Source organism: Cellulomonas sp. Y8 (assembly GCF_008033115.1).
Lineage (GTDB): Bacteria > Actinomycetota > Actinomycetes > Actinomycetales > Cellulomonadaceae > Cellulomonas.
On the sequence record NZ_CP041203.1, the window covers coordinates 1,714,985 to 1,734,637 of the forward strand.

Annotated in this window: 21 protein-coding genes and 1 pseudogene; 12 read left to right on the forward strand and 10 right to left on the reverse strand. The window is 71.5% G+C overall.

The genetic code is table 11. The features are described 5' to 3' along the window. Positions 1 to 121: 121 nt before the first annotated feature. The gene (locus FKM96_RS07735; protein ID WP_147794756.1) at positions 122 to 817 is read right to left on the reverse strand and encodes a vitamin K epoxide reductase family protein; all 696 of its coding nucleotides are present in this window, start codon (positions 815 to 817) and stop codon (positions 122 to 124) included. Further along, a complete protein-coding gene (locus FKM96_RS07740; RefSeq protein ID WP_147794757.1) occupies positions 814 to 1,521 on the reverse strand; it encodes a thioredoxin domain-containing protein in 708 nt (235 codons plus the stop codon). The genes FKM96_RS07735 and FKM96_RS07740 overlap by 4 nt, the downstream gene beginning before the upstream one ends. 205 nt (positions 1,522 to 1,726) lie before the next feature. Here FKM96_RS07740 and FKM96_RS07745 point away from each other — a divergent pair, with 205 nt between their 5' ends. From FKM96_RS07745 to lnt, 12 genes are all read left to right on the forward strand, one after another. Next, positions 1,727 to 2,101, forward strand: a complete 375-nt coding sequence (locus FKM96_RS07745; RefSeq protein ID WP_147796984.1) for a metalloregulator ArsR/SmtB family transcription factor — start codon at positions 1,727 to 1,729, stop codon at positions 2,099 to 2,101. Beyond that, positions 2,098 to 3,018: a cation diffusion facilitator family transporter gene (locus tag FKM96_RS07750; RefSeq protein WP_147794758.1), complete on the forward strand. Its 921-nt coding sequence runs from the start codon at positions 2,098 to 2,100 to the stop codon at positions 3,016 to 3,018. The genes FKM96_RS07745 and FKM96_RS07750 overlap by 4 nt, the downstream gene beginning before the upstream one ends. Further along, complete coding sequence (locus tag FKM96_RS07755; RefSeq protein ID WP_210417389.1) at positions 3,015 to 3,518, forward strand: isoprenylcysteine carboxylmethyltransferase family protein; 504 nt, start codon at positions 3,015 to 3,017, stop codon at positions 3,516 to 3,518. Before FKM96_RS07750 ends, FKM96_RS07755 begins: the two co-directional genes overlap by 4 nt. A gap of 63 nt (positions 3,519 to 3,581) precedes the next feature. Further along, a complete protein-coding gene (locus FKM96_RS07760; RefSeq protein WP_147794759.1) occupies positions 3,582 to 4,283 on the forward strand; it encodes a response regulator transcription factor in 702 nt (233 codons plus the stop codon). Next, the gene (locus tag FKM96_RS21390; RefSeq protein ID WP_246855250.1) at positions 4,280 to 4,822 is read left to right on the forward strand and encodes a HAMP domain-containing protein; all 543 of its coding nucleotides are present in this window, start codon (positions 4,280 to 4,282) and stop codon (positions 4,820 to 4,822) included. The genes FKM96_RS07760 and FKM96_RS21390 overlap by 4 nt, the downstream gene beginning before the upstream one ends. Beyond that, complete coding sequence (locus FKM96_RS21395) at positions 4,755 to 5,420, forward strand: cell wall metabolism sensor histidine kinase WalK (RefSeq protein WP_246855251.1); 666 nt, start codon at positions 4,755 to 4,757, stop codon at positions 5,418 to 5,420. The genes FKM96_RS21390 and FKM96_RS21395 overlap by 68 nt, the downstream gene beginning before the upstream one ends. Positions 5,421 to 5,575: 155 nt before the next feature. After that, positions 5,576 to 6,862 (forward strand): M23 family metallopeptidase, encoded by a 1,287-nt coding sequence (locus tag FKM96_RS07770; RefSeq protein ID WP_246855252.1) that lies wholly within the window; start codon positions 5,576 to 5,578, stop codon positions 6,860 to 6,862. 95 nt (positions 6,863 to 6,957) lie between these two features. Next, positions 6,958 to 7,455, forward strand: a complete 498-nt coding sequence (locus tag FKM96_RS07775; RefSeq protein ID WP_239192358.1) for a TlpA disulfide reductase family protein — start codon at positions 6,958 to 6,960, stop codon at positions 7,453 to 7,455. 73 nt (positions 7,456 to 7,528) lie between these two features. After that, positions 7,529 to 8,443 carry a cytochrome c oxidase assembly protein gene (locus tag FKM96_RS07780; RefSeq protein WP_246855253.1) on the forward strand — a complete coding sequence of 305 codons (915 nt, stop codon included), beginning with the start codon at positions 7,529 to 7,531 and terminating at the stop codon, positions 8,441 to 8,443. A gap of 71 nt (positions 8,444 to 8,514) precedes the next feature. Continuing rightward, entirely contained in the window at positions 8,515 to 9,192 is a 678-nt protein-coding gene (locus FKM96_RS07785) for a copper resistance CopC family protein (RefSeq protein WP_147794762.1), read from the forward strand. A 108-nt stretch (positions 9,193 to 9,300) separates the two neighbouring features. Next, on the forward strand, positions 9,301 to 9,807 hold the full coding sequence (gene fliL, locus FKM96_RS07790) for a flagellar basal body-associated protein FliL (RefSeq protein ID WP_147794763.1): 507 nt from the start codon (positions 9,301 to 9,303) through the stop codon (positions 9,805 to 9,807). A 175-nt stretch (positions 9,808 to 9,982) separates the two neighbouring features. Next, complete coding sequence (lnt, locus tag FKM96_RS07795; protein ID WP_147794764.1) at positions 9,983 to 11,539, forward strand: apolipoprotein N-acyltransferase; 1,557 nt, start codon at positions 9,983 to 9,985, stop codon at positions 11,537 to 11,539. A 303-nt stretch (positions 11,540 to 11,842) separates the two neighbouring features. Here lnt and FKM96_RS07800 read toward each other — a convergent pair. From FKM96_RS07800 to FKM96_RS07835, 8 genes and pseudogenes are all read right to left on the reverse strand, one after another. After that, a pseudogene (locus FKM96_RS07800) lies at positions 11,843 to 13,781 on the reverse strand (heavy metal translocating P-type ATPase). Then, positions 13,778 to 14,161, reverse strand: coding sequence for a helix-turn-helix transcriptional regulator (locus FKM96_RS07805; RefSeq protein WP_147794765.1), 384 nt, complete (start codon positions 14,159 to 14,161; stop codon positions 13,778 to 13,780). The pseudogene FKM96_RS07800 and the gene FKM96_RS07805 overlap by 4 nt, the downstream one beginning before the upstream one ends. Positions 14,162 to 14,455: 294 nt before the next feature. Continuing rightward, positions 14,456 to 16,639: a heavy metal translocating P-type ATPase gene (locus FKM96_RS07810; protein WP_147794766.1), complete on the reverse strand. Its 2,184-nt coding sequence runs from the start codon at positions 16,637 to 16,639 to the stop codon at positions 14,456 to 14,458. Positions 16,640 to 16,740: 101 nt separating this feature from the next. Further along, on the reverse strand, positions 16,741 to 17,016 hold the full coding sequence (locus tag FKM96_RS07815) for a DUF2933 domain-containing protein (protein ID WP_147794767.1): 276 nt from the start codon (positions 17,014 to 17,016) through the stop codon (positions 16,741 to 16,743). Between the two features lie 173 nt (positions 17,017 to 17,189). Beyond that, positions 17,190 to 17,807: a DUF305 domain-containing protein gene (locus FKM96_RS07820; protein WP_147794768.1), complete on the reverse strand. Its 618-nt coding sequence runs from the start codon at positions 17,805 to 17,807 to the stop codon at positions 17,190 to 17,192. Positions 17,808 to 17,847: 40 nt separating this feature from the next. Continuing rightward, a complete protein-coding gene (locus tag FKM96_RS07825) occupies positions 17,848 to 18,057 on the reverse strand; it encodes a hypothetical protein (RefSeq protein WP_147794769.1) in 210 nt (69 codons plus the stop codon). Between the two features lie 19 nt (positions 18,058 to 18,076). After that, positions 18,077 to 18,703 carry a peroxiredoxin gene (locus FKM96_RS07830; protein ID WP_147794770.1) on the reverse strand — a complete coding sequence of 209 codons (627 nt, stop codon included), beginning with the start codon at positions 18,701 to 18,703 and terminating at the stop codon, positions 18,077 to 18,079. Continuing rightward, on the reverse strand, positions 18,700 to 19,653 hold the full coding sequence (locus FKM96_RS07835) for a cytochrome c biogenesis CcdA family protein (protein WP_147794771.1): 954 nt from the start codon (positions 19,651 to 19,653) through the stop codon (positions 18,700 to 18,702). Before FKM96_RS07835 ends, FKM96_RS07830 begins: the two co-directional genes overlap by 4 nt.

Here is a 19,653-nt window from a genome sequence, read left to right on the forward strand (position 1 = left end):
CAGGAGCACCGCTGCGGTCGGTCTCATGCGGCGGCGACCCGCGCCACCCCGGCGCGGCCCAGCTGCGCGTCCCCGGTCGCGGGGCCTCGCGGCGCGCGGGCGGCGCGGACCCCGTTGTGGATCACGACCACCGCGGCGACCTCGTGGACGAGCACGACGCCCGAGGGCGATGGGTCCCGGTCACGGCAGCAGGGTGGACCAGTAGAACCAGAACCGTTGCAGCGCGAGCAGCGCGATCGTCAGGGTACCACGCGGTGAGGATCGTCGAGCGGTAGTCGACGGCCACCGCGAGGGCGGCTCGGGCAGGCTGGGGCAGCGAGAGCTGCCAGCGCTGCAGGTTGCGCAGCGTCACCGACAGGAACAACGGGATCATCACCGCCCACACCACCAGGCAGTACGGACAGAGCGCGCCGATGCGGTAGAGGCTCTGGAATGCGAGCCAGTGCACGAACACCACCCCGAAGGTGACCCCGGCCTGCAGCGCGAGCCAGTACCACTCGCCGAACCTGGCGCCACTGAGCATGCCCGCGGCTGCGGTGAGGACCACCGTGAAGCCCACGATGCCGATCAGCGGGTTGGGGAAGCCGAACACCGACGCCTGCTCCGAGGTCATCACCGAGGTGCAGGACAGGATCGGGTTGAGCGTGCAGCTCGGGACGTGAGTGGGGTCCTCCAGGACCGCGAACCGCTCGAGGAGCAGGGCGAACGCCGCAGCGAGCCCGACCGCGGCGAGGGTCGCCAGGGCGACGGCGCGGCGCCGCTCGGCTGTCCGGGGCTCGAACAGGACCGTATCGGGGGTGGCGGCGACGGCGGTCACGCGCCGCCCGACTCGTCGAGAGCGCGGTCCAGGGCGTCGGTCAGGTCCGAGACGCTGCTGAGCTCCAGTCGCTGCCCGTCGAGGAAGAACGTCGGCGTGCCCTGCACGCCGAGCGCCTGCCCGTCGTCGAGGTCCTGCTGCACGCGCTCCTGGGTCGCCGGGTCCGCGACCGCGTCGTCGTACGCGGCCAGGTCCAGGCCCAGTTCCTCGGCGAACGAACGGAACAGGTCGGCCTGTGAGGTCTGCTGCTCGCCCCACTCGGCCTGGGTCTGGAACATCCGGTGGTACATGTCCTCGACCTGGCCCTGCTGCGCCGCCGCCTCCACCGCCAGCGCGGCGTTCATCGCGTTGGCGTGACTCGCGATCGGGAAGTAGCGGATGACGTAGTTGATCTGACCCGCGTACTGCTCGCGGATCTGCTCCACCACGGGGTAGAAGGCGCCGCAGGCCTCGCACTCGAAGTCCATGAACTCGACGAGCGTCGGCGCGCCCGGGCCGGCGTCGTCGAGGACGTAGGAGTCAGCGCGGGTCGCGGGCAGCGCCCCGGCCTCCTGCCGAGGCGCCGGCCCCCGGGGGCCGGTGGCGAGGGCATAGATCAGCAGGCCGGTGATCGCCACGACGACCAGCGCGCCGGCAATCAGGGCGCTGCGCACGCGCGGACTGAGCGGCCGCGGGGGGTTCGCGGCGGCAGCGTCGGTCTTCATGGCGTCTCTCCTGCGGGTCGTCAGGTGCGGCCGCGCGGCAGAGCACGGCTTTGCGGTGGTGAGGAAGAGGGTGGAGCGCTGCCCTCCGGTCGCACGGTAGGCGACCCCAGGCGGCACATCGGCCCTCGGAGGTTGAGATTCGATGAAGGCTCGACCTGAGGTGTGGCACACGACGCACACCACCCCCTACCATCGCTTTGTGACGATGACATCCCCCATGGTCGATATTGAGAACGAAGTCCGTTCCGCTGATGACGCCGTGCTCACGGCCCCGACCGCCGCGCTGTTCCGGGCGCTCGGCGAGCCGGCCCGGCTGACGATGCTGCGCCACCTGTTCACCGGGGAGCACTCGGTGCGCGAGCTGACCGAGCACCTCGGGCTCGCGCAGTCCACGGTGAGCGTGCATCTGGCCTGCCTGCGGGACTGTGGGCTGGTCACCGTGCGGCAGCGCGGCCGGTCATCGATCTACGCGATCGCCGACCCGGGCCGCCTGGCGACGCTCGTCGGCGCGGCGGAGGACCTGCTGCGCGGCGGGTCGAGCCCGGACTCGTGCGCGCACCTCGCGGGGGACCTGCGGTGAGCCACGGGCACGACCACGCGCCCGTGGGCGGTGGCGACCACCGGCGCCGGCTCGCGATCGCGTTCGGCCTGACCTCGACGGTCCTGGTCGCCCAGGCCGTGGGTGCCCTGATCACCGGTAGCCTCGCACTGCTGGTCGACACCGCGCACATGCTCACCGACGCCGCGGGCCTGGCGATGGCGCTGGTCGCCGCGCACCTCTCCCTCAAGCCGGCGACGTCCCGGCGGACCTGGGGCTACCGGCGGGCCGAGGTGCTGGGCGCGCTGGCGCAGTCCGCGGTGCTGCTGGCCGTCGGCGGGTACGTGCTTGTCGAGGGGATCCGGCGGCTGTTCTCCCCGCCTGAGGTGCCGTCGACCGAGCTCATCGTGTTCGGCATCATCGGCCTGGTCGCGAACGTGGCGGCCATCGCGGTCTTGGCCAGCGGGCGCAAGGCGAACTTCAACCTGCGCGCCGCGTTCCTGGAGGTGCTCAACGACGCGCTCGGCTCGGTCGGCGTCATCGTCGCGGCGGTCGTCATCGCGACCACCGGCTGGCAGCAGGCCGACGCCATCGCTGGCCTCCTCATCGGCGCGCTCATCGTCCCGCGCGCCATCAAGCTGCTCCGCGAGACCAGCGCCGTGCTGCTCGAGTCCACTCCTGCCGGGCTCGACCTCGACGCGGTGCGCGACCACCTGCTGGGCGTCGAGCACGTGCGCGCGGTGCACGACCTGCACGCGACCCTGGTCGCCACCGGCCTGCCGGTCATCACGGCGCACGTCACGGTCGACGACGAGTGCTTCTCCGACGGGCACACCGCCCGCATCCTCGACCAGCTCCAGGACTGCCTGACCTCGCACTTCCCGATCTCGGTCGAGCACTCCACGTTCCAGATCGAACCCGCGTCGCACCGCACGCACGAGCACCTCGGGCACGCATGAGCCGCCGCGTCGGTACGGCGATGCCGCCCGTGGCGTTCGCCGCGGTCGCGGGCGCTGTGCAGCTGGCGGTCTCCCGGGGGAGGCGGCCCACCCCCGGCTCGCTCGCGGCCGCCGCGCTTCCTGCCGCCACCGCGGCGTGGCTGCTCGGCGACGCGCTCGTCCGATTCCGTCGCGCCCGCACGACCGTCGACCCCCTCGCCCCGGCGGGGGCAAGCACGCTCGTGACCACCGGGGCCAATCGGGTCAGCCGCAACCCGATGTACCTGGGGATGGCCGCGGCACTGCTCGCGCACGCGGTGGCCCTGCGGTCGCCCGCCGCGCTCGCCCCGGTGGCCGGGTTCGTCGCCGTGCTCACGGCCGGGCAGATCACTGCGGAGGAAGACGCGCTTGACGAGCGGTTCGGGGAGTCCTACGCGCGGTACTGCGCCGAGGTCCCCCGATGGGCCGACCTGCGCTCAGTGCGGGTGGTCGCCGCTACCGGTTCCATGAAGATCCGATGAAGGCCGCGCCCGGCCCCATCCAGGGTCGCTCGAAGCGGCCGACCACACGTGCGAAGGTGCCGCATGCCCACTGACACCGAACGCGTGCGCGTGCTGGTCGTCGAGGACGAGAGCGTGCTCGCCGCCGTCATCGGCGACTACCTACGTGCCGACGGCTACGACGTGGCCGTGGTCGGCGACGGCGCCCACGCGCTGGAAACCGCCCGCTCGATCGCGCCGCACGTCGTGGTGCTCGACCTCGGCCTGCCCGGAGTTGACGGCATCGAGGTGTGCCGGCGTCTGCGGGAGTTCTCCGACGCCTACGTGGTGATGCTCACCGCACGCGCGGACGAGACGGAGGTGCTGCAGGGCCTGCGTTCCGGTGCGGACGACTACATGACCAAGCCGTTCCGGCCGCGCGAGCTGCTCGCCCGGGTCCGCACGCTGCTGCGACGCGCTCGCACACCCGGCCCGCTGGCACCGCCGACGCGTGAGATCGGCGGCCTGCGCGTGGACCTGCGCAGCCGCGAGGTCACACTCGAAGGGGCGGCGGTGGACCTGACGCCGACCGAGTTCGACCTGCTCGCCTGCCTGATCGACAACGCCGGGACCGCCATGTCGCGGCGCGCGCTGATCGAGGCGCTGCGGGGGGAGAACTGGTTCGGCGACGAGAGCCTGATCGACGTGCACGTGCTGCACCTGCGGCGCAAGCTCGGCGACGACGCCGCGACTCAGCGGTTCGTCCGCACAGTGCGCGGCATCGGCTACCAGCTGGGCGACGGATGAGCCGCGCACCGTGGCGGGGCTGGGGGGTCGCCCTCCGGCTGAGCGTCGCGCTCTCGGCGGTCACGCTGGTCACCGTCGCGACCGCCGGGCTGGTCGCCTCGCTGATCGGGCCCGGGATCTTCCACGAGAACCTGTTGCAGCACAACGAGGACGCGTCCGACGACGCGACCGAGCACGCCGAAGCGGCGTTCGGCACGGCCGGCAGCGTCTCGCTGGGCGCGGCCCTGCTGCTCGCGCTGCTCGTGTCCTCGGTGTTGAGCATCTGGATCGCGGGGCGAGTGACCCGGTCGCTGCAACCGATCGTCGCGGCCGCCGGGAGCGTGGCGCGTGGGGTGTATGACCGCCGGGTCCCCGTCCCTGGGTTGGGCGCCGAGTTCGACGACGTCGCGACCGCGATGAACGCGATGTCCGAGCGCCCTCGAGCACGTCGACGGCACCCGCCGCCGGCTGCTGGCAGACCTGGCCCACGAGATGCGCACGCCGCTGGCCACCCTGACCGTGTATGTCGACTCGATCGAGGACGGGCTTCGGGACCCTGACGCCGCGACGCTGCAGGTGCTGCGCGACCAGGTGAACCGGCTGAGCCGGCTCGCGGAGGACGTCTCGGCGGTGTCACTCGCCGAGGAGCGGCGCCTGCCGCTGCGCCTCGCGGACGCCGCCCCGGAGGACCTGGTGCGCGCCGCGGCCGCTGCGGCCAACCCTGCCTATGCCGCCAAGGGCGTGTACCTCCAGGTCGACACCGCGGCCCGCGCCCCGGCAGTCGTCGTGGACCGCGACCGCATCGGGCAGGTCCTGGCCAACCTTCTGGACAACGCGCTGCGGCACAGCGACCCCGGAGCCGCCGTCGTCGTGCGGGTCCGCGCCGAGCGGGACGCCGTCGCCATCGGCGTGCACGACACGGGCGACGGCATCGCCCCGGAACACCTGTCCCACGTGTTCGACCGGTTCTACCGGGCCGACGCGGCCCGCGACCGGGACCACGGTGGCTCAGGGATCGGGCTGACGGTGAGCAGGGCGTTCGCGGAGGCACACGACGGATCGTTGGAAGCCGCCAGCCCCGGCGCCGGGCAGGGCGCCACCTTCACGCTCCGGCTACCCGCACGGCGGGCACGAGCCGGCGCAGACAGCGCCAGATGAAGGAACGCTGAAGGCGCGCCCCCGCGCCGCTGCGTCGTCGACGCCCCGGCCTACCGTGGTCGCGCCCTCGCGTTCCACGACAGGAATCCCGCATGCGTCGACCCGTTGCCCGCCCCCCGCGTCTGTGGCGCCGCGCAACCGCGACCCTGGTCGCCGTGGCCGTCCTGGTGGCTCTCGCCCCCGCAGCGGGCTCAGCTGACGACCTCGACGACCGGCGACGTGCAGCCCAGCAACGCGCTGACGCCGCCCAGCGCCGCGCCGAGGACCTGCAGGCGTCGATCGAGGGCCTGTCCGCCGACCTCGCGCAGGCCGTCAGCGATCTCGCAGCGACCGAGGCCCGGCTGCCCGCCGCCCAGCAGGAGCTCAGGACCGCACAGGACGAACTGGCCGGCGCCGAACGGCGCGCCGAGCTCGTGCAGGCCCGCCTCGTCGACGCCACGGACCAGCGCGACAGCATCAGCGCCGACCTGACCGAGAACGCCGCCCGCGACCAAGACGTCCGGGACAGCATCGGCCAACTCGCGCGCCAGGCGTACCAGGGCGGGGGTGACATGTCCGCCATCGCGGTGGTCCTCGACGCCCAGAGCGTCGATGACTTCAACCGCCGCTACCAGGCCGCCGCGACCGCGCAGCGCGCCCAGCGCGAGCTCGTCCAGGAGCTTGCCGACCTCGCCGGCGACGCCCGGAACGCACAGACCCGTCTGACCGCCGTCACCGATCGGATCGGCGAGCTGAAGGCCGAGGCCGAGGCCGAGGTGGTGCGCGCCGACCAGGCTCGCGCCGCCGCAGCGACGCGTGAGCAGGAGATCGAGGACCTGATCGCCGACCAGCGCTCAACCCAGCAGCGCCTAGCCGGCATGAAGAACCAGGCCGAAGCCGAGCGCGCCCAGGTCGAGAGCGACCGCGCCGCGGTCGAGCAAGAGCTCGCCGGCATCATCGCCGAGCAGCAGCGCGCCGCCGCAGCCAAGCCGGCGCCCGCGGCGCCCGGCGCACAGCAACCGGCCGCGCCCCCGCCGCCCTCCAACGGCGCGGGTGCGATCTTCGCCAACCCGACCTCGATCAACCCGATGTACGTCACGTCCAGCTACGGCATGCGGCTGCACCCGATCCTTGGGTACACGCGCCTGCACGCCGGGATCGACCTACGCACCTACTGCAACACCCCGCTGTACGCCCCGCGCGACGCGACCGTGCAGTGGGCGCAGCGGCGCGGGACGTTCGGCAATCAGGTGATGCTGAACTACGGCACCGTGAACGGTCAGCCGATGATGAGCAGCTCGAACCACCTCACGAGCTTTGCCGTGTCGACCGGTCAGCAGGTGCGCCGGGGCGACCTCATCGGTTACTCCGGCAACACGGGCCTGTCTGGTGCCTGCCATCTGCACTTCGAGGTGTACGTGAACGGCTCCACCGTCGACCCCGCACCGCTGCTGGGGCGGTGACCAGGATGCGTACTGCTCTCCGCGCAGCGGCACTTGTCGCTACTGCCGTTGTGGCGCTGGCCGGGTGCGCCCCGTCCGAGACCACGGGCGCGAGTGTGCCGAACCAGGGCTACGTCTCCGGCGACGGCAGCGTCCAGACCTGGGACGTCGACGAACGGGGCGAGCCGGTCGCCGTCACCGGCACGACGTACCAGGGCGAACAGGTCGACACTGCGGACTGGCTCGGGCAGATCGTGGTGCTCAACACCTGGTACGCCGCGTGCCCGCCGTGCCGGAGCGAGGCGCCGACGCTCGCCGCGCTCGCCCGCGACCGCGCGGACGACGGCGTTCGTCTGCTCGGGATCAACGTCGAGGACGCCGCGGGCGCGGCGCTGGCGTTCGAGCGCACCTTCGACATCCCGTACCCGTCGATCGACGACTCCGGGGGCACGGCGGTCAGCGCCCTGTCGGGGACCATCCCGCTCCAGGCCGTTCCCACCACCGTGATCCTCGACCGCCAGGGACGAGTCGCCGCACGAATCGTCGGCCTCGCCGAGGAATCCACCCTCGGCGCCGTCGTCGACGACGTCGTCGCCGAGTCAGGTGCGCCGTGACCGGGCGCCGCGACACCTGATGCTCCCCGCGGACTTCTCAGGGCCGGCTCGGATCCCGACCGTCCCGCCGGGTATGGCCTCCTACCTCGCGCCGTGGATCCAGCCGGTTCCCGTGCTGCCGGTGATCGCCGTGCTTCTCGGTTCCGCCTACGTCATCGGCGTCATCCTGCGGCACCGCAGCGGGCACCGGTGGCCCGTGAGCCGGACGCTGTCGTTCCTCGGCGGGTGCGTCGTGCTGCTGATCGTCACCGGGGCAGGCGTCGAGGGCTACGGCTACGAGATGTTCTCGGTCTTCATGTTCCAGCAGCTCACCTTGATGATGTTCGTCGCTCCCCTGCTGGTGCTCGGCCGACCGGGCACTCTGCTCCTGCACGCGGCCCCGCATCACGGACCGGGCCGGGTGCTCCTGGTCGGGGCGCGCCGCGCGCTGCGGTCGCCGATCGCCGCCGCAGCGTTGCACCCGGCAGTCACGGTGCCGCTGTTCCTGCTCGCGTTCTACGGCCTGTACCTAACCGACGCCGCCGGTGTTGTGCTGTCCTCGTGGTCCGGGCACACGGCCCTGGAGGTGGCGCTCCTCGTCGCGGGCGTGCTGTTCGCGGCCCCGGTGCTGTCGCGTGACCCGCTACCGCGTCGACAGAGCCACGCCGGGCGTGCGCTGGACGTGGCGGTGGAGATGCCGCTGCACGCGTTCTTCGGGGTCGTACTGATGATGGCGACCATGCCCGTGGTCGCGGCGTTCGGGCACCCGCCAGCTAGTTGGGGGGTGGACTTGGTCACCGACCAGCAGACCGCCGGTGCCTTGGCCTGGTCCTACGGGGAACTGCCCACGCTGATCGTGCTGCTCATCGTCTTGTCCCGCTGGCACCGTGAGGAGACGGTCAGCACCGCGCTGCGCGACCGCCGCGCAGACAGGGACGGCGACGTCGAGCTCGACGCCTACAACGCCTACCTCGCCGGTCTCGCCGCCCGCGACCGGCGCACCACCTGAGCGACCCGTCCCGCCGGGTCCCCGTTCCGAACCACGTCCACTAGCAACCGCGCCACCCCGAGAGGTCCGACATGCACCACGTCCCCACGCCCACGCCGCTGCGCCGACGGTCGGTGGCCCGCCTCGCGCTGATCCCGGTGCTCGCCCTCGCAGCGTTTGCCGTGTCCACCGGTCCGGCCGCCGCGCACTCGGGGATGACGGGCTCGGATCCTGCGGACGGCGCAACGGTCGATGTCGCGCCCGACGCCGTCTCGCTCACGTTCAACGAGGCACCGCAGGCGCTCGGTACCGAGGTCGCGGTGGTTGGTCCCGATGGAGCGCGCGTCAGCGAGGGCGTAACCACGGTCGCCGACGTCACGGTCACCCAGGCCCTGTCCGCGACTCGACCTGCCGGGACCTACGTGATCCAGTGGCGGGTGACCTCTGCCGACGGGCACCCGCTGTCCGGTGAACTCACGTTCACGGCCTCGGCCGGTACCGGCGTCCAGGCGTCGGTCGACGAGGGATCCACCCATCCAGAGCCGGAACCGATCCAGGAGACCACCGCACCGAGCGCCGAGAACACTGCAGAGACCGCCGCGCCGAGCGGCATGGACGAGGAGGAGATCTCCTGGCAGTGGGGCCCGACCTCGATCATCGCCCTGGTCGCGATCGCTGCCGCAGCCGGCGCACTCGTCGTGGTCGCGCTGCGCCTGCGCCGACGCAACTTCGGGACCCGGGGCGAGGACCTGGAGCACGGCGACCGGTGATCCCAGCTTAGTCGGATCTTCATCAGCCGGCCCCTCACCGACGGACCTGCCAGGGACGATCCAGTCGCTGCACCGCACCGCGCGCGTGCCAGCAGCGAGGAGGGGCGCATGCCCGAACAGCGAATCATCGGTTCCAGCAGCAGGATCGGTGGCCAGCGACCATCATCGTCGGCGAGCACCGACTCCCAGCCCACGCCCGCGCCCGTACCGACGCCGGCCAAGCGCAGCAGACGCACCCTCGTGCTCGTCGCGATCCTCGTCGCCGTGGCGGGCGTGGCCTGGTACCTGCTTCGCGGGAACGCTGCATCGGAAGCGGAACCGGCGGAAGTCGAGCTCGGCACCGTGCAGGCGGTCGAACCGATCAGCATCAACCTCGCGAACGGCCGCTACCTGCGTCTGGGCCTCGGCCTGCAGCTCACCGCCGAGGTGGCCGAGGACGTCGACACCGTCAAGGCGCTGGATCTCGCGATCGCGTTGTTCTCCCAGCGGTCGATCGACGAGCTGAACACCCCCGAGGGCAGGGACGCACTCAAGAACCAGCTCGCGACCCAGCTGACCGAGGTCTACGAGGGAGAGGTCGTCGACGTGTACTTCAGCAACTTCGTCTACCAGTGACCGCCCCCGAGACCCTGCCGGAGTCTTCATCGAACCTCAACCACCGCCGGCGGTCCGTGAGAGCACCCAGCGCTTACGGTGAGAACACCCCGCGGCGGTAGCGCTCGATGGATCCGAGCCCCCCGCCGCCGCGGGGCCCATCCGTCGTTTTCCCGCCCCAGGAGCCGTGCCGGACATGCCTGCCGTGCTCCCGGCCGCGACGGCGAGCACGGTCGAGACGGGCAAGGTCACTCGGCCAGTTCGGGCGTTGCTGTGCGCCGCGGCGGGAGGGGCGCTGACCAGCGCAGCGTTCCCTGAGCGCGGATGGTGGCCGGTGGCCTTCGCCGGGATCGGCGTTCTCGTCCTGGCATCTCGCCGCCTCGGCGTGGGGTCGACTGCGCTCGTCTGGTTCGGGTGGGCAGCGGCGTTCTTCCTGCCCCATCTGAGCTGGGCGCGCGAAGCAGCGGGACCGCTCGCGTGGGTCGCGCTGTCGGTTCTCGAGGCCGCCGTGGTCGCGGTCACCGGGATGGCGTGGTCCCTGGCCCGGCGGGCGGCGTTCGTCGTGAGGGTTCCCGGCCTGGGTGCGGTGGTGTTCGCTTCCGTGTGGGTCACCGGCGAGCAGGTCCGGTCGGTGCTGCCGTTCGGCGGCTTCCCATGGGGACGTCTTGCCTTCTCACAGGTCGACGGCCCGCTGCTGCCGATCGCGTCGCTAGCCGGTGCACCCGGACTGTCGTTCGCCGTCGCCCTCGGCGGGTACGCGCTGTCCGCGGTCCTGCTCGCGGCGAGGCACCGTCAGCCACGCCGGGTGGTGACCGTGATCGCGGCAACCGCCGCGGCGCTGACGCCGGGAACATTCAATGCGCTTCCGACGCAACCGGAGACGGGCGAGCTGCGGCTGGGCGCCGTCCAGGGGAACGTCCCCGAAGACCCGGGACGAGGCCGTGCCCGCGAGGTGCTCGACAACCACGTCGAGGGAACACGCGCGGTCGCCGGCAGGCAGTCCGAGCCGCTGGACCTCGTGGTCTGGCCCGAGAACGCCACCGACATTGACCCGCGGACCGACGCGGGCGCGGCGGCACGTGTCCAGGACGCCGCCGACTCGGCCGGGGCGCCCGTGCTGCTCGGGGCAATGAGGTACGAACCGGACGCCCGGTACAACGACGTCCTCGTGTGGGACCCGGCGTCGGGACCGGTGGCCGCGTACACCAAGCAACGACCGGCGCCATTCGGCGAGTACATCCCCCTGCGAAGGTTCGTCCGCCTGTTCTCGACGGAGGTGGACCGGGTTGCGGTCGACATGGTCGCCGGCCAGGAGCCCGCGCTGCTGCCCGTGCCCTCGACCCGGCTCTCGCGAGACGTCCTCGCCGCGACCGTCATCTGCTTCGAGGTCGCCTACGACGACGTCGTGCGCGACGCAGTGCGGCGGGGTGCGGAGATACTCCTGGTCCCGACGAACAACGCCTCCTTCGGGCGCACCGCCCAGTCCACGCAGCAACTGGCGATGACGCGGCTACGGGCTGTGGAACACGGCCGAGCGGCCGTCCAGATCTCCACCGTCGGGGTGAGTGCGATCATCGCGCCTGACGGAACAATCCTCGACCGTACGTCCCTGTTCACCCAGCGACACGATGACCGAGCGTCTGCCGTTGCGGACGACACTCACGATCGCCGATCGTCTTGCGGATGCCCCGACCGTGGCTGCGTGGATCCTGTCGTTCGGGGCAGTCACTGGTGGTCTCGGACGAGTCGGTAGATGCCGTCGGAAGCCGAACGGACCAGGCGAAGACTGATCTGGGGGCGATGCCGAGGAGCGCCGGCCCGTGGACTGTGGCGTCGGCGCGGGCCAGCGCTCTCACGGTGAGGCGCTCAGCGCCGTCCGGTCATGACCTGCGCGCTGAAGGCCCAGAACCGGCAGCGCCTGCCCCGCACAGCAGTCGGGTGCGGGGTCAAGTCCCGTCTGTCCTGAAGTGGCTCGTCCCGTCGCCAGCATCTTCGGTGTTCCCCGCGGCGGACACCGGGTCGTGGCGGGGAACACCGAAGATCAGGGCCGGACGGGCTAAGCGGCGAGCTCCTGGCGCTGCGGCACGGCCACGCGCGCCTTGTAGCGGCCCGCGCGGACGCCGTTGGCGATCACGAAGACCTCCGCGACCTCGTGCACGAGGACGACGGCCGCCAGGCCGAGGACACCGAAGAGCGCTAGGGGGATGAGCACGCCGATCAAGGCGAGCGAGAATGCGACGTTCTGCCACATGATCACGCGGGTCCGCCGGGCGTGCGTGAGGACTCGGGGCAGATGGTGCAGGTCGTTGCCCATGAGCGCGACGTCGGCGGTCTCGATCGCGACGTCGGTGCCCATGGCGCCCATAGCGATGCCGATGTTCGCAGTGGCCAACGCCGGCGCGTCGTTCACCCCGTCACCCACCATCGCGACCGGGCGACGGGACGACAGCTCTCGGACGATGTCGGCCTTATCCTCTGGGCGCAGGTCGGCATGCACATCGCTGATCCCAGCCTCAGCCGCCAAGGCGCGCGCCGTTCGATCGTTGTCTCCCGTGAGCATCGCGACGTCGTAGCCGGCCCCGGTCAGCTCGCGCACGACGGCGGCGGCTTCGGGGCGCAGCTCGTCGCGTACGCCGATCGCACCGAGCAGTTCGCCGGCCGTCTCGACCAGCACGGCGGTCTCGCCCCGCTCCTGCATCCGTGCGATGTCCGCACGCAGGGGCCCGGCCTCGATCCACCCGGGTCGACCTAGACGGACCGGTTGTCCGTCGAGGCTGCCAGTGATCCCAGAGCCGGTGACCGCGGCCACGTCCTGGACGTCCGGTCGGTCAGTGGTCGCCGCGAGGATGGCCCGCGCCAGCGGGTGCTCGCTGCGCGACTCCAGCCCGGCGGCCACGGCCAGCAGCTCGTCGCGGGTGTGGCCGAAGGCCGCGACCACGTCCACCACCGCCGGGGCGTTGGCGGTCAGCGTGCCGGTCTTGTCCAGGGCCAGCGATCGAATCTTCCCGAGCTCCTCAAGCGCAGCGCCACCCTTGACCAGCACTCCACCCTTGGTGGCGGCGCCCACCGCAGCGACCACGGTCACCGGAACGGAGATCGCCAGCGCGCAGGGCGACGCCGCGACCAGCACGACGAGCGCGCGCTCGATCCACAGCGTCGGGTCGCCCGCCAGGGCACCGACGACGGCGATGAGTGCTGCCGCGATCAGGATCCCGGGGACCAGCCGGGAGGCGATCGCGTCAGCCAGGCGCTGCCCGCCGCCCTTGCGTGCCTGCTCGGCCTCGACGATGTGCACGATCCGGGCGAGGGAGTTGTCCTCGGCGGTCGTGGTGACCTCGACCTCCAGTGCGCCCGTGCCGTTGATGGAACCCGCCAGCACGGTGTGCCCGGGACCGGCTTCGACCGGGACGGACTCTCCGGTCAGCGCTGAGACGTCCAGCGCGAGTCGCGCCGCTGCGGATCACCCCGTCGGTGGCGATGCGCTCTCCGGGACGTACGAGCAGGACCTCGCCGATGGCCAGGGTCGCCGGCTCGACCGTGACGGGTCGCCCCTCTCGCAGGACTGTGGCCTCGGTCGGCACCAGGTCGAGCAACGCTCGCAGCCCGCGCCGGGTGCGGGCCAGGGAGTACTCCTCCAGGCCCTCGGAGATGGAGTAGAGGATCGCCAGCATCGCGGCTTCCTCCACCTGGCCCAGGATCACCGCGCCCACTGCCGCGATCGTCATCAAGGTGCCGACGCCGATCCGGCCCTTGCGCAGCCTGCGCAGGGTCCCGGGGACGAACGTGGACGCGGCGATGATCAGCGCCGCGGCCTCACCGGCGAGCACGATCCAGTGCGGCACGTCGGCACGGGAGACCAGCCAGGTGGCACCGAGCACCACCGCGGCGAGCGCGGCCGCGCGGATCTCGCTCACCTGCCACAGGCTCGTGGACTCCTCAGCCTCCTCGACCTCGGTCCCGTCGGCGTCATCGGAGCAGCCGCACGCGTCGCTCATCGGACGACCTCCACACCCTCGAGCGAAGCCTCAGTGCCGTACCGCGGGCAGAGCGCGACCAGGTTGCCGGTCGCCGCCAGAAGGACCTCCGCGGCAGCCAGCATGTCCAGAAGCTCCGGGCGCGCCAACGAGTAGTACACCCGCCGACCCTCCATCCGGCCCTCGACCAGGCCGCAGTCGCGCAGACAGCCCACGTGCGAGGAGACCGTCGACTGAGCCAGCCCCAGATCCCGGGTCAGCTCGGCTACCCGCGCCTCACCGGTCGCCAGGCGTCGGACGATCGCCAGCCGCGCTGGGTCGGCCAACGACCGGAACAGGGCAACCCCTGGCTCCACACCCTCGACTGAAGCGGAGCACTCGGACACCTTGGTGATCTGCATGTGTCGATAATAAACGATGTGCGTCGATCATAGGGTCGGGGTCGAAATCGGTTGGAAGAGGGTCGGGCGCCCCCGCGGCCGCCACTCGTACCCAGCATGAGATGCCGAGCCTGCCGAGGCGACGGCGTCCAGTCCCGAGCAGGTCTCTGAGCACCACGACGGTCGGTTCACTCGCCCTCGAGACGAGCCCGGAAGTGGCGCGCACGGACCCACCGTCAAGCGGTGGTGACGGGTGTGAGTAGCAATCGAAGCAGGTGCACCTGGCGGCACCCACCGTCTGTTGCCGGAGACCTGTCAGCGCTGCCGAAGGTCAAGTCGGCGTAACAGCTGCGCGTTGAGCGCGACGACGATCGTGGAGACCGACATGAGGATCGCGCCGACGGACATCGGCATCACGAACCCGACGGGCGCGAGGACACCTGCTGCGAGCGGGACGGCGATGAGGTTGTAGCCGGCGGCCCACCACAGGTTCTGCTTCATCTTGCGGTAGCTCGCGGAAGATAGGTCGATGACTGACACCACGGATCGCGGGTCGTCGCTGGCGAGGATCACCCCGGCCGAGGCGATCGCGACGTCGGTGCCTGCGCCGATCGCGATGCCGACGTCAGCCTGCGCGAGCGCGGGTGCGTCGTTGACGCCGTCGCCGACCATCGCGACCGTGCGGCCCTCGCGCTGCAGCTCGGAGACCTTGGCGGACTTGTCCTCGGGTCGCACGCCGGCGAAGACCCGGTCGATGCCGATCTCGGTCGCCACGGTGCGTGCGACGGCTTCGGCGTCGCCGGTGATCATGACGACGTCGGCGCCGCGGTCGTGGAGCTGACGGATCGCTGCGCGGGACTCCTCGCGGATCTCGTCGGCGAGCTTCAGGGCGCCGGCGACCTGCCCGTCGACCAGGACGTGCAGGATGATCGCTCCCTGAGCGCGCCACTGCTCGACGCCGTCGAGCTCGGTGACGTCACGCTCGTGCAGCAGGTTCGGTCCGCCGACCTCGACGGTGCGGCCTGCGACCGACGCCCGGACGCCGACAGCTGGCGAGGACGTGAAGTCGCTCGCCGCGGGCACAAGCAGCTGCGCTGCGGCGGTGACGATCGCGCGGGCGAGCGGGTGCTCGCTGTCGGCCTCGGCCGCGGCGGCCATCGCCAGGACGTCGTCGCGCGCGAAGCCGTTCGCGGGGAGGACCTCGGTGACGGTGGGCTGGCCCTTGGTCAGGGTGCCGGTCTTGTCGAACACGACGGTGGAGACCGTGCGCATGCTCTCCAGGGCCAGGCGGTCCTTGACCAGGACGCCGCCGCGGGCGGCGCGCTCGGTGGCGATCGACACCACCAGCGGGATGGCCAGGCCGAGGGCGTGGGGGCAGGCGATCACCAGGACGGTGATGGTGCGGATCACGGCTGCGTCGGGCATCCCGAGGAGCGACCAGACGAACGCGGTGATCGCGGCGGCGCCGAGCGCGAACCAGAACAGCAGGGCTGCCGCGCTGTCAGCCAGGCGCTGGGCGCGCGAGGAGGAGTTCTGCGCCTCGAGCACGAGGCGCTGGATGCCAGCGAGGGCGGTGTCCTCCCCGACGGCGGTCACGCGCAGCCGCAGCGCGGAGTCCGTCGCGACGGTGCCGGCCACGACGTGGTCCCCGGTGGTGCGACGCACGGTGCGTGACTCGCCGGTGACCATGGACTCGTCCATCTCGGCGGCGCCGTCGATGACCGCGCCGTCGGCGGGGACGCGAGCACCGGGACGCACGAGCACGACGTCGTCCACGGTGAGCTCCGACGGGGCGACCCGCACGACGTCGTCTCCCTCGACCCGCTCGGCTTCGTCGGGCAGGAGTGCGGCCAGGGAGTCCAGGGCGGACGTGGTCTGCGCGAGGGAACGCATCTCGATCCAGTGGCCGAGCAGCATGATCACGATGAGCAGCGCGAGCTCCCACCAGAAGTCGAGCTCGTGCGCGACGACCCCGAGGGTCGAGAGCCAGGACGCGACGAAGGCGACGGTGATCGCCAGGGCGATGAGCAGCATCATCCCGGGACGCCGGGACCTCAGCTCTTCGGCCGCTCCGGTCAGGAAGGGCGCGCCTCCCCAGGCGAACATCACGGTGCCGAGCACCGGCGAGATCCACGACAGCCACGCGAGGTCGGGCAGCTCGTAGCCCAGCACCATCGCGAACATGCCGCTGGTCGCCACTACCGGGACCGCGAGCACGAGCATCACCCAGAACAGCCGCCGGAACTTCTCCACGTGACCCGCGTGACCGCCGTGACCGCCATGTCCGCCGTGGCCTTCGTGAGCGGAGTGCGGGTCGTGACCGTGGTCGTCCTGGTGGACGCGGGTCACGGTCATCGCGTGCCCGTGGTGCCCCTCGTGCGGCAGGTCGGCTGCGTCCTCGCGCATCGGCTGTGCCGCTTGCGGGTGCGTGGCTTGGTTGTCGTGGCGGATGTGGTCCGGCTCGCCGGGGTGGTGCTGGGTGTGGTCGTCGCGGCTCATGTCGGTGGCCTCTCTCGTCGACTGGTCCACGTGGTGATGGCGCTCGACCCCTGCAACCGCATACCCCCCGGGGGTATTCCACCGAGGGGTATGCCGGGACGTCAGGAGATGCGTTCGTGGTCGCCTTGTGGCCGGCTGGTGCCGTCGAGCGGCACCTCGTCGGTGACCGCCGGGCGTGTTCCGGCGTGCGGGTGGGGCGGAGTGCCGTGCCCGCTGCGCCCGCGCCCCATGAGCAGCATCATCGCGACCATCCCGAGTGGGCACGCCAGGAGCAAGGCGTATCGCAGGGCGCCGGACAGGTCGACGCCAAGTGCGAGCAGCAGCGCGAGGACAACGGCTGCGGCGATGGCCATGTGCTTGAGGTGGTGCTTGATCACGTGTTGCTCCGTCTACTCGATGTCAGGTTGTCGCCCGATCTCGATCCTCGACGTGCCGGGTGGCGGCAGCCCTTCATTGCTGGTGAAGCGTCGATGAAACCGACGAGCTTGGCACGCACAAAGCAGCGCCACCGGGGCAAGGGGGTGTCCCGGTGGCGCTGCGTCGTGGGTGCTCACATGTCGGCGAGCATCTGCTTCATCTTCGCGATCTCCTCGGTCTGGTCGCCGATGATCGTCCCGGCCAGGGCGAGTGCGTCCTTGTTCAGGCCGTTGGCCTGCTCCTGCTCGGACATGGTGATCGCGCCCTGGTGGTGCTCGATCATCATCTCCAGGAACATCCGGTCGAAGTCCGCGCCGGCGTCCTGGAGCTGCTGCATCTGGGCGTCGTCGGCCATGCCGGTGTGGCCGCTGGAGTGGTCCATGCCACCCATGTCGTCATCACTGCTGGACGGCTCCTCGCCCCAGGTCTCCAGCCAGGAGGTCATGAGGTCGATCTCGGGCTGCTGGGCGAACTGGATGTCGCTGGACAGCTGCTGGACCTCTTCGCTCTGAGCGCGCCCCTCAGCCATGGCGGCCATCTCGATGGCGCCCTGGTGGTGCAGGATCATCATCTGCGCGAACTCGGTGTCCGCGTCGTTGTGCTCCTGGGACGTGGCCGCCGCGTCGGATGTGCTGGTGCTGGGCTGCTCGCCGCTGGTGGTCTCGGCACCGTTGGAGCAGGCGCTGAGGACGACTCCGAGGGCCAGCGACGCCGCAGCGACTGCGAGCGTGTGGCGCTTCTTCGGGGACATGGGGACTCCTTCGGGTAGGGCTGGCTCGTCGCGCTGCAGGTCAGGCGACGGGCGCGGTCATGCTCGGGGCGCCGGTGGCGGTGGGGCCGCCGCAGCAGCTGCTCCCGGCCGGTGCCGTGGTGGTGCCGACCTGGGTGTCGGCGCCGCAGCACCCCGCCTGGGGGCTCGCGGTCTGCTCCGCGGAGGTGTCGTCCGGACGGTCGAGCTCGTCCTCGTCGGTCATCGTGAACTGGCAGCACTGGTCGCTCATGGGCGTCTCCTTGGGTGGGTCAGGCGGGCAGGTTGGCCTGGACCTGCTTGAGCAGGTCGCCGGGGGCCAGCCACATGGAGGGGTAGTTGCCGGACCAGCGGCGGGTGCCGTCGGCGTCGACGAGGACGAAGCTGTGGCCGGGGAGTCCTGCGTGCATGCCGGTGCCGAGCGTCCCGTACTGCTCGGAGACGGTGCCGTCGTCGAGCAGGAAGGGGGTCGTGACGCCGTAGGTGGCCATGTCGGCGCTGATCTGCTCGGCGGTGTTCATGACGATCGGCAGGACGGTGATGCCGGCGTCGACGAAGGCGGGGTCCTTCTCGATCTCACCCATCTGCTGCAGGCAGGATCCGCAGCCGGCGCCCTCGTTGAAGTACAGGACGACCGGGGTGCCGCGGAAGTCCGACAGGCTCACGGTGGAGCCGTCGGTGCTCTTGAGCGTGAAGTCGGGAGCGGGTCCGGCCTCGGTGGAGGTGACCTCGCGCGAGGACAGCAACGCGGCGGTGACCACGGCGATCACGAGGACGACCAGTGCGGCAGAGGCGGTGGTGATGACGATCCTGCGTCGCCGGTCGTGCCGCTGCTGGTCGTGCCGGACCTGGGCGAGGGCGGCGGCGCGCTGCTTGCGGGCGGCCGTGGCGGAGGTCATCGGTGTGCTCCTTCGGTGTCGTGCTCGTGGCAGCTCGCCTCGCCCGTGGGTCGCTGCTCGGGAGTGGTCTCGGGCCGGGTGGTGCGTGCGCGCCGGCGCTCGGACAAGGTGCCCCACACGAACAGTGCGGCCAGGGCGACCAGCGCCAGTCCGAGCACGGGCTCGGGGACCGGGGAGGTCCAGTCCTCGAACCGGGAGAACACGGAGGTCAGGGTGCGGCCGATCGCGGCCTGCGCCTGGGTTCCTCGGGTCATGTCCGGGCTGCCGGCGAGCAGGATCACGGCGACACCCATGACCGTGAACCCGGCTGCGACGGCGATGTTCAAGGTGCTCGTGGTGAGCGTGCGGCCGGCCAGGCGCAGCCGGACGGTCCTGGGGCTCAGCCAGGTCCGGTCCCGTAGCCGGGCCTTGTCCCAGATCAGTGCCATCACGAACAGCGGGAAGACCATCCCGAAGACGTACGCCAGGCCCAGCAGCAGCCCACCGGCTGGCGACCCCGACAGTGCGGACAGCGTCATCACGCCGGCGAGCACGGGTGCGCAGCAGCTGGAGGCGATCCCGGAGAAGACGCCCAGGGCGAAGAAGCTCGCGGTGTCCCCGCCGTGGGTGTCGGGGGCGCGCAGCGCGCTCGGCAGCGACCACATGCGCCCTGACAGCGCGAGCGCGGCGAGCGCGAGCATCAGGGCGCCGCCGGCGTAGTACAGCGGCGCGTGGTACCGGGCGATCGCGCCGGCGACCATGCTGACCCCGAGGGTGATGGGCAGCAGGACGGTCGCCAGGCCGGCGGCGAACACGAACGTCAGGGGCAGCAGCCGCCACCGCCGGTTCTTGACGGCGCCGGCGAGGTAGCTCGGCGCGAGGAATACGATGCAGCACGGCGCGAACAGCGCGACGCCGCCGGCGAAGAACGCCGCCAGGACGCTGCCGGTCGTCAGCAGCTCCGAACCCAT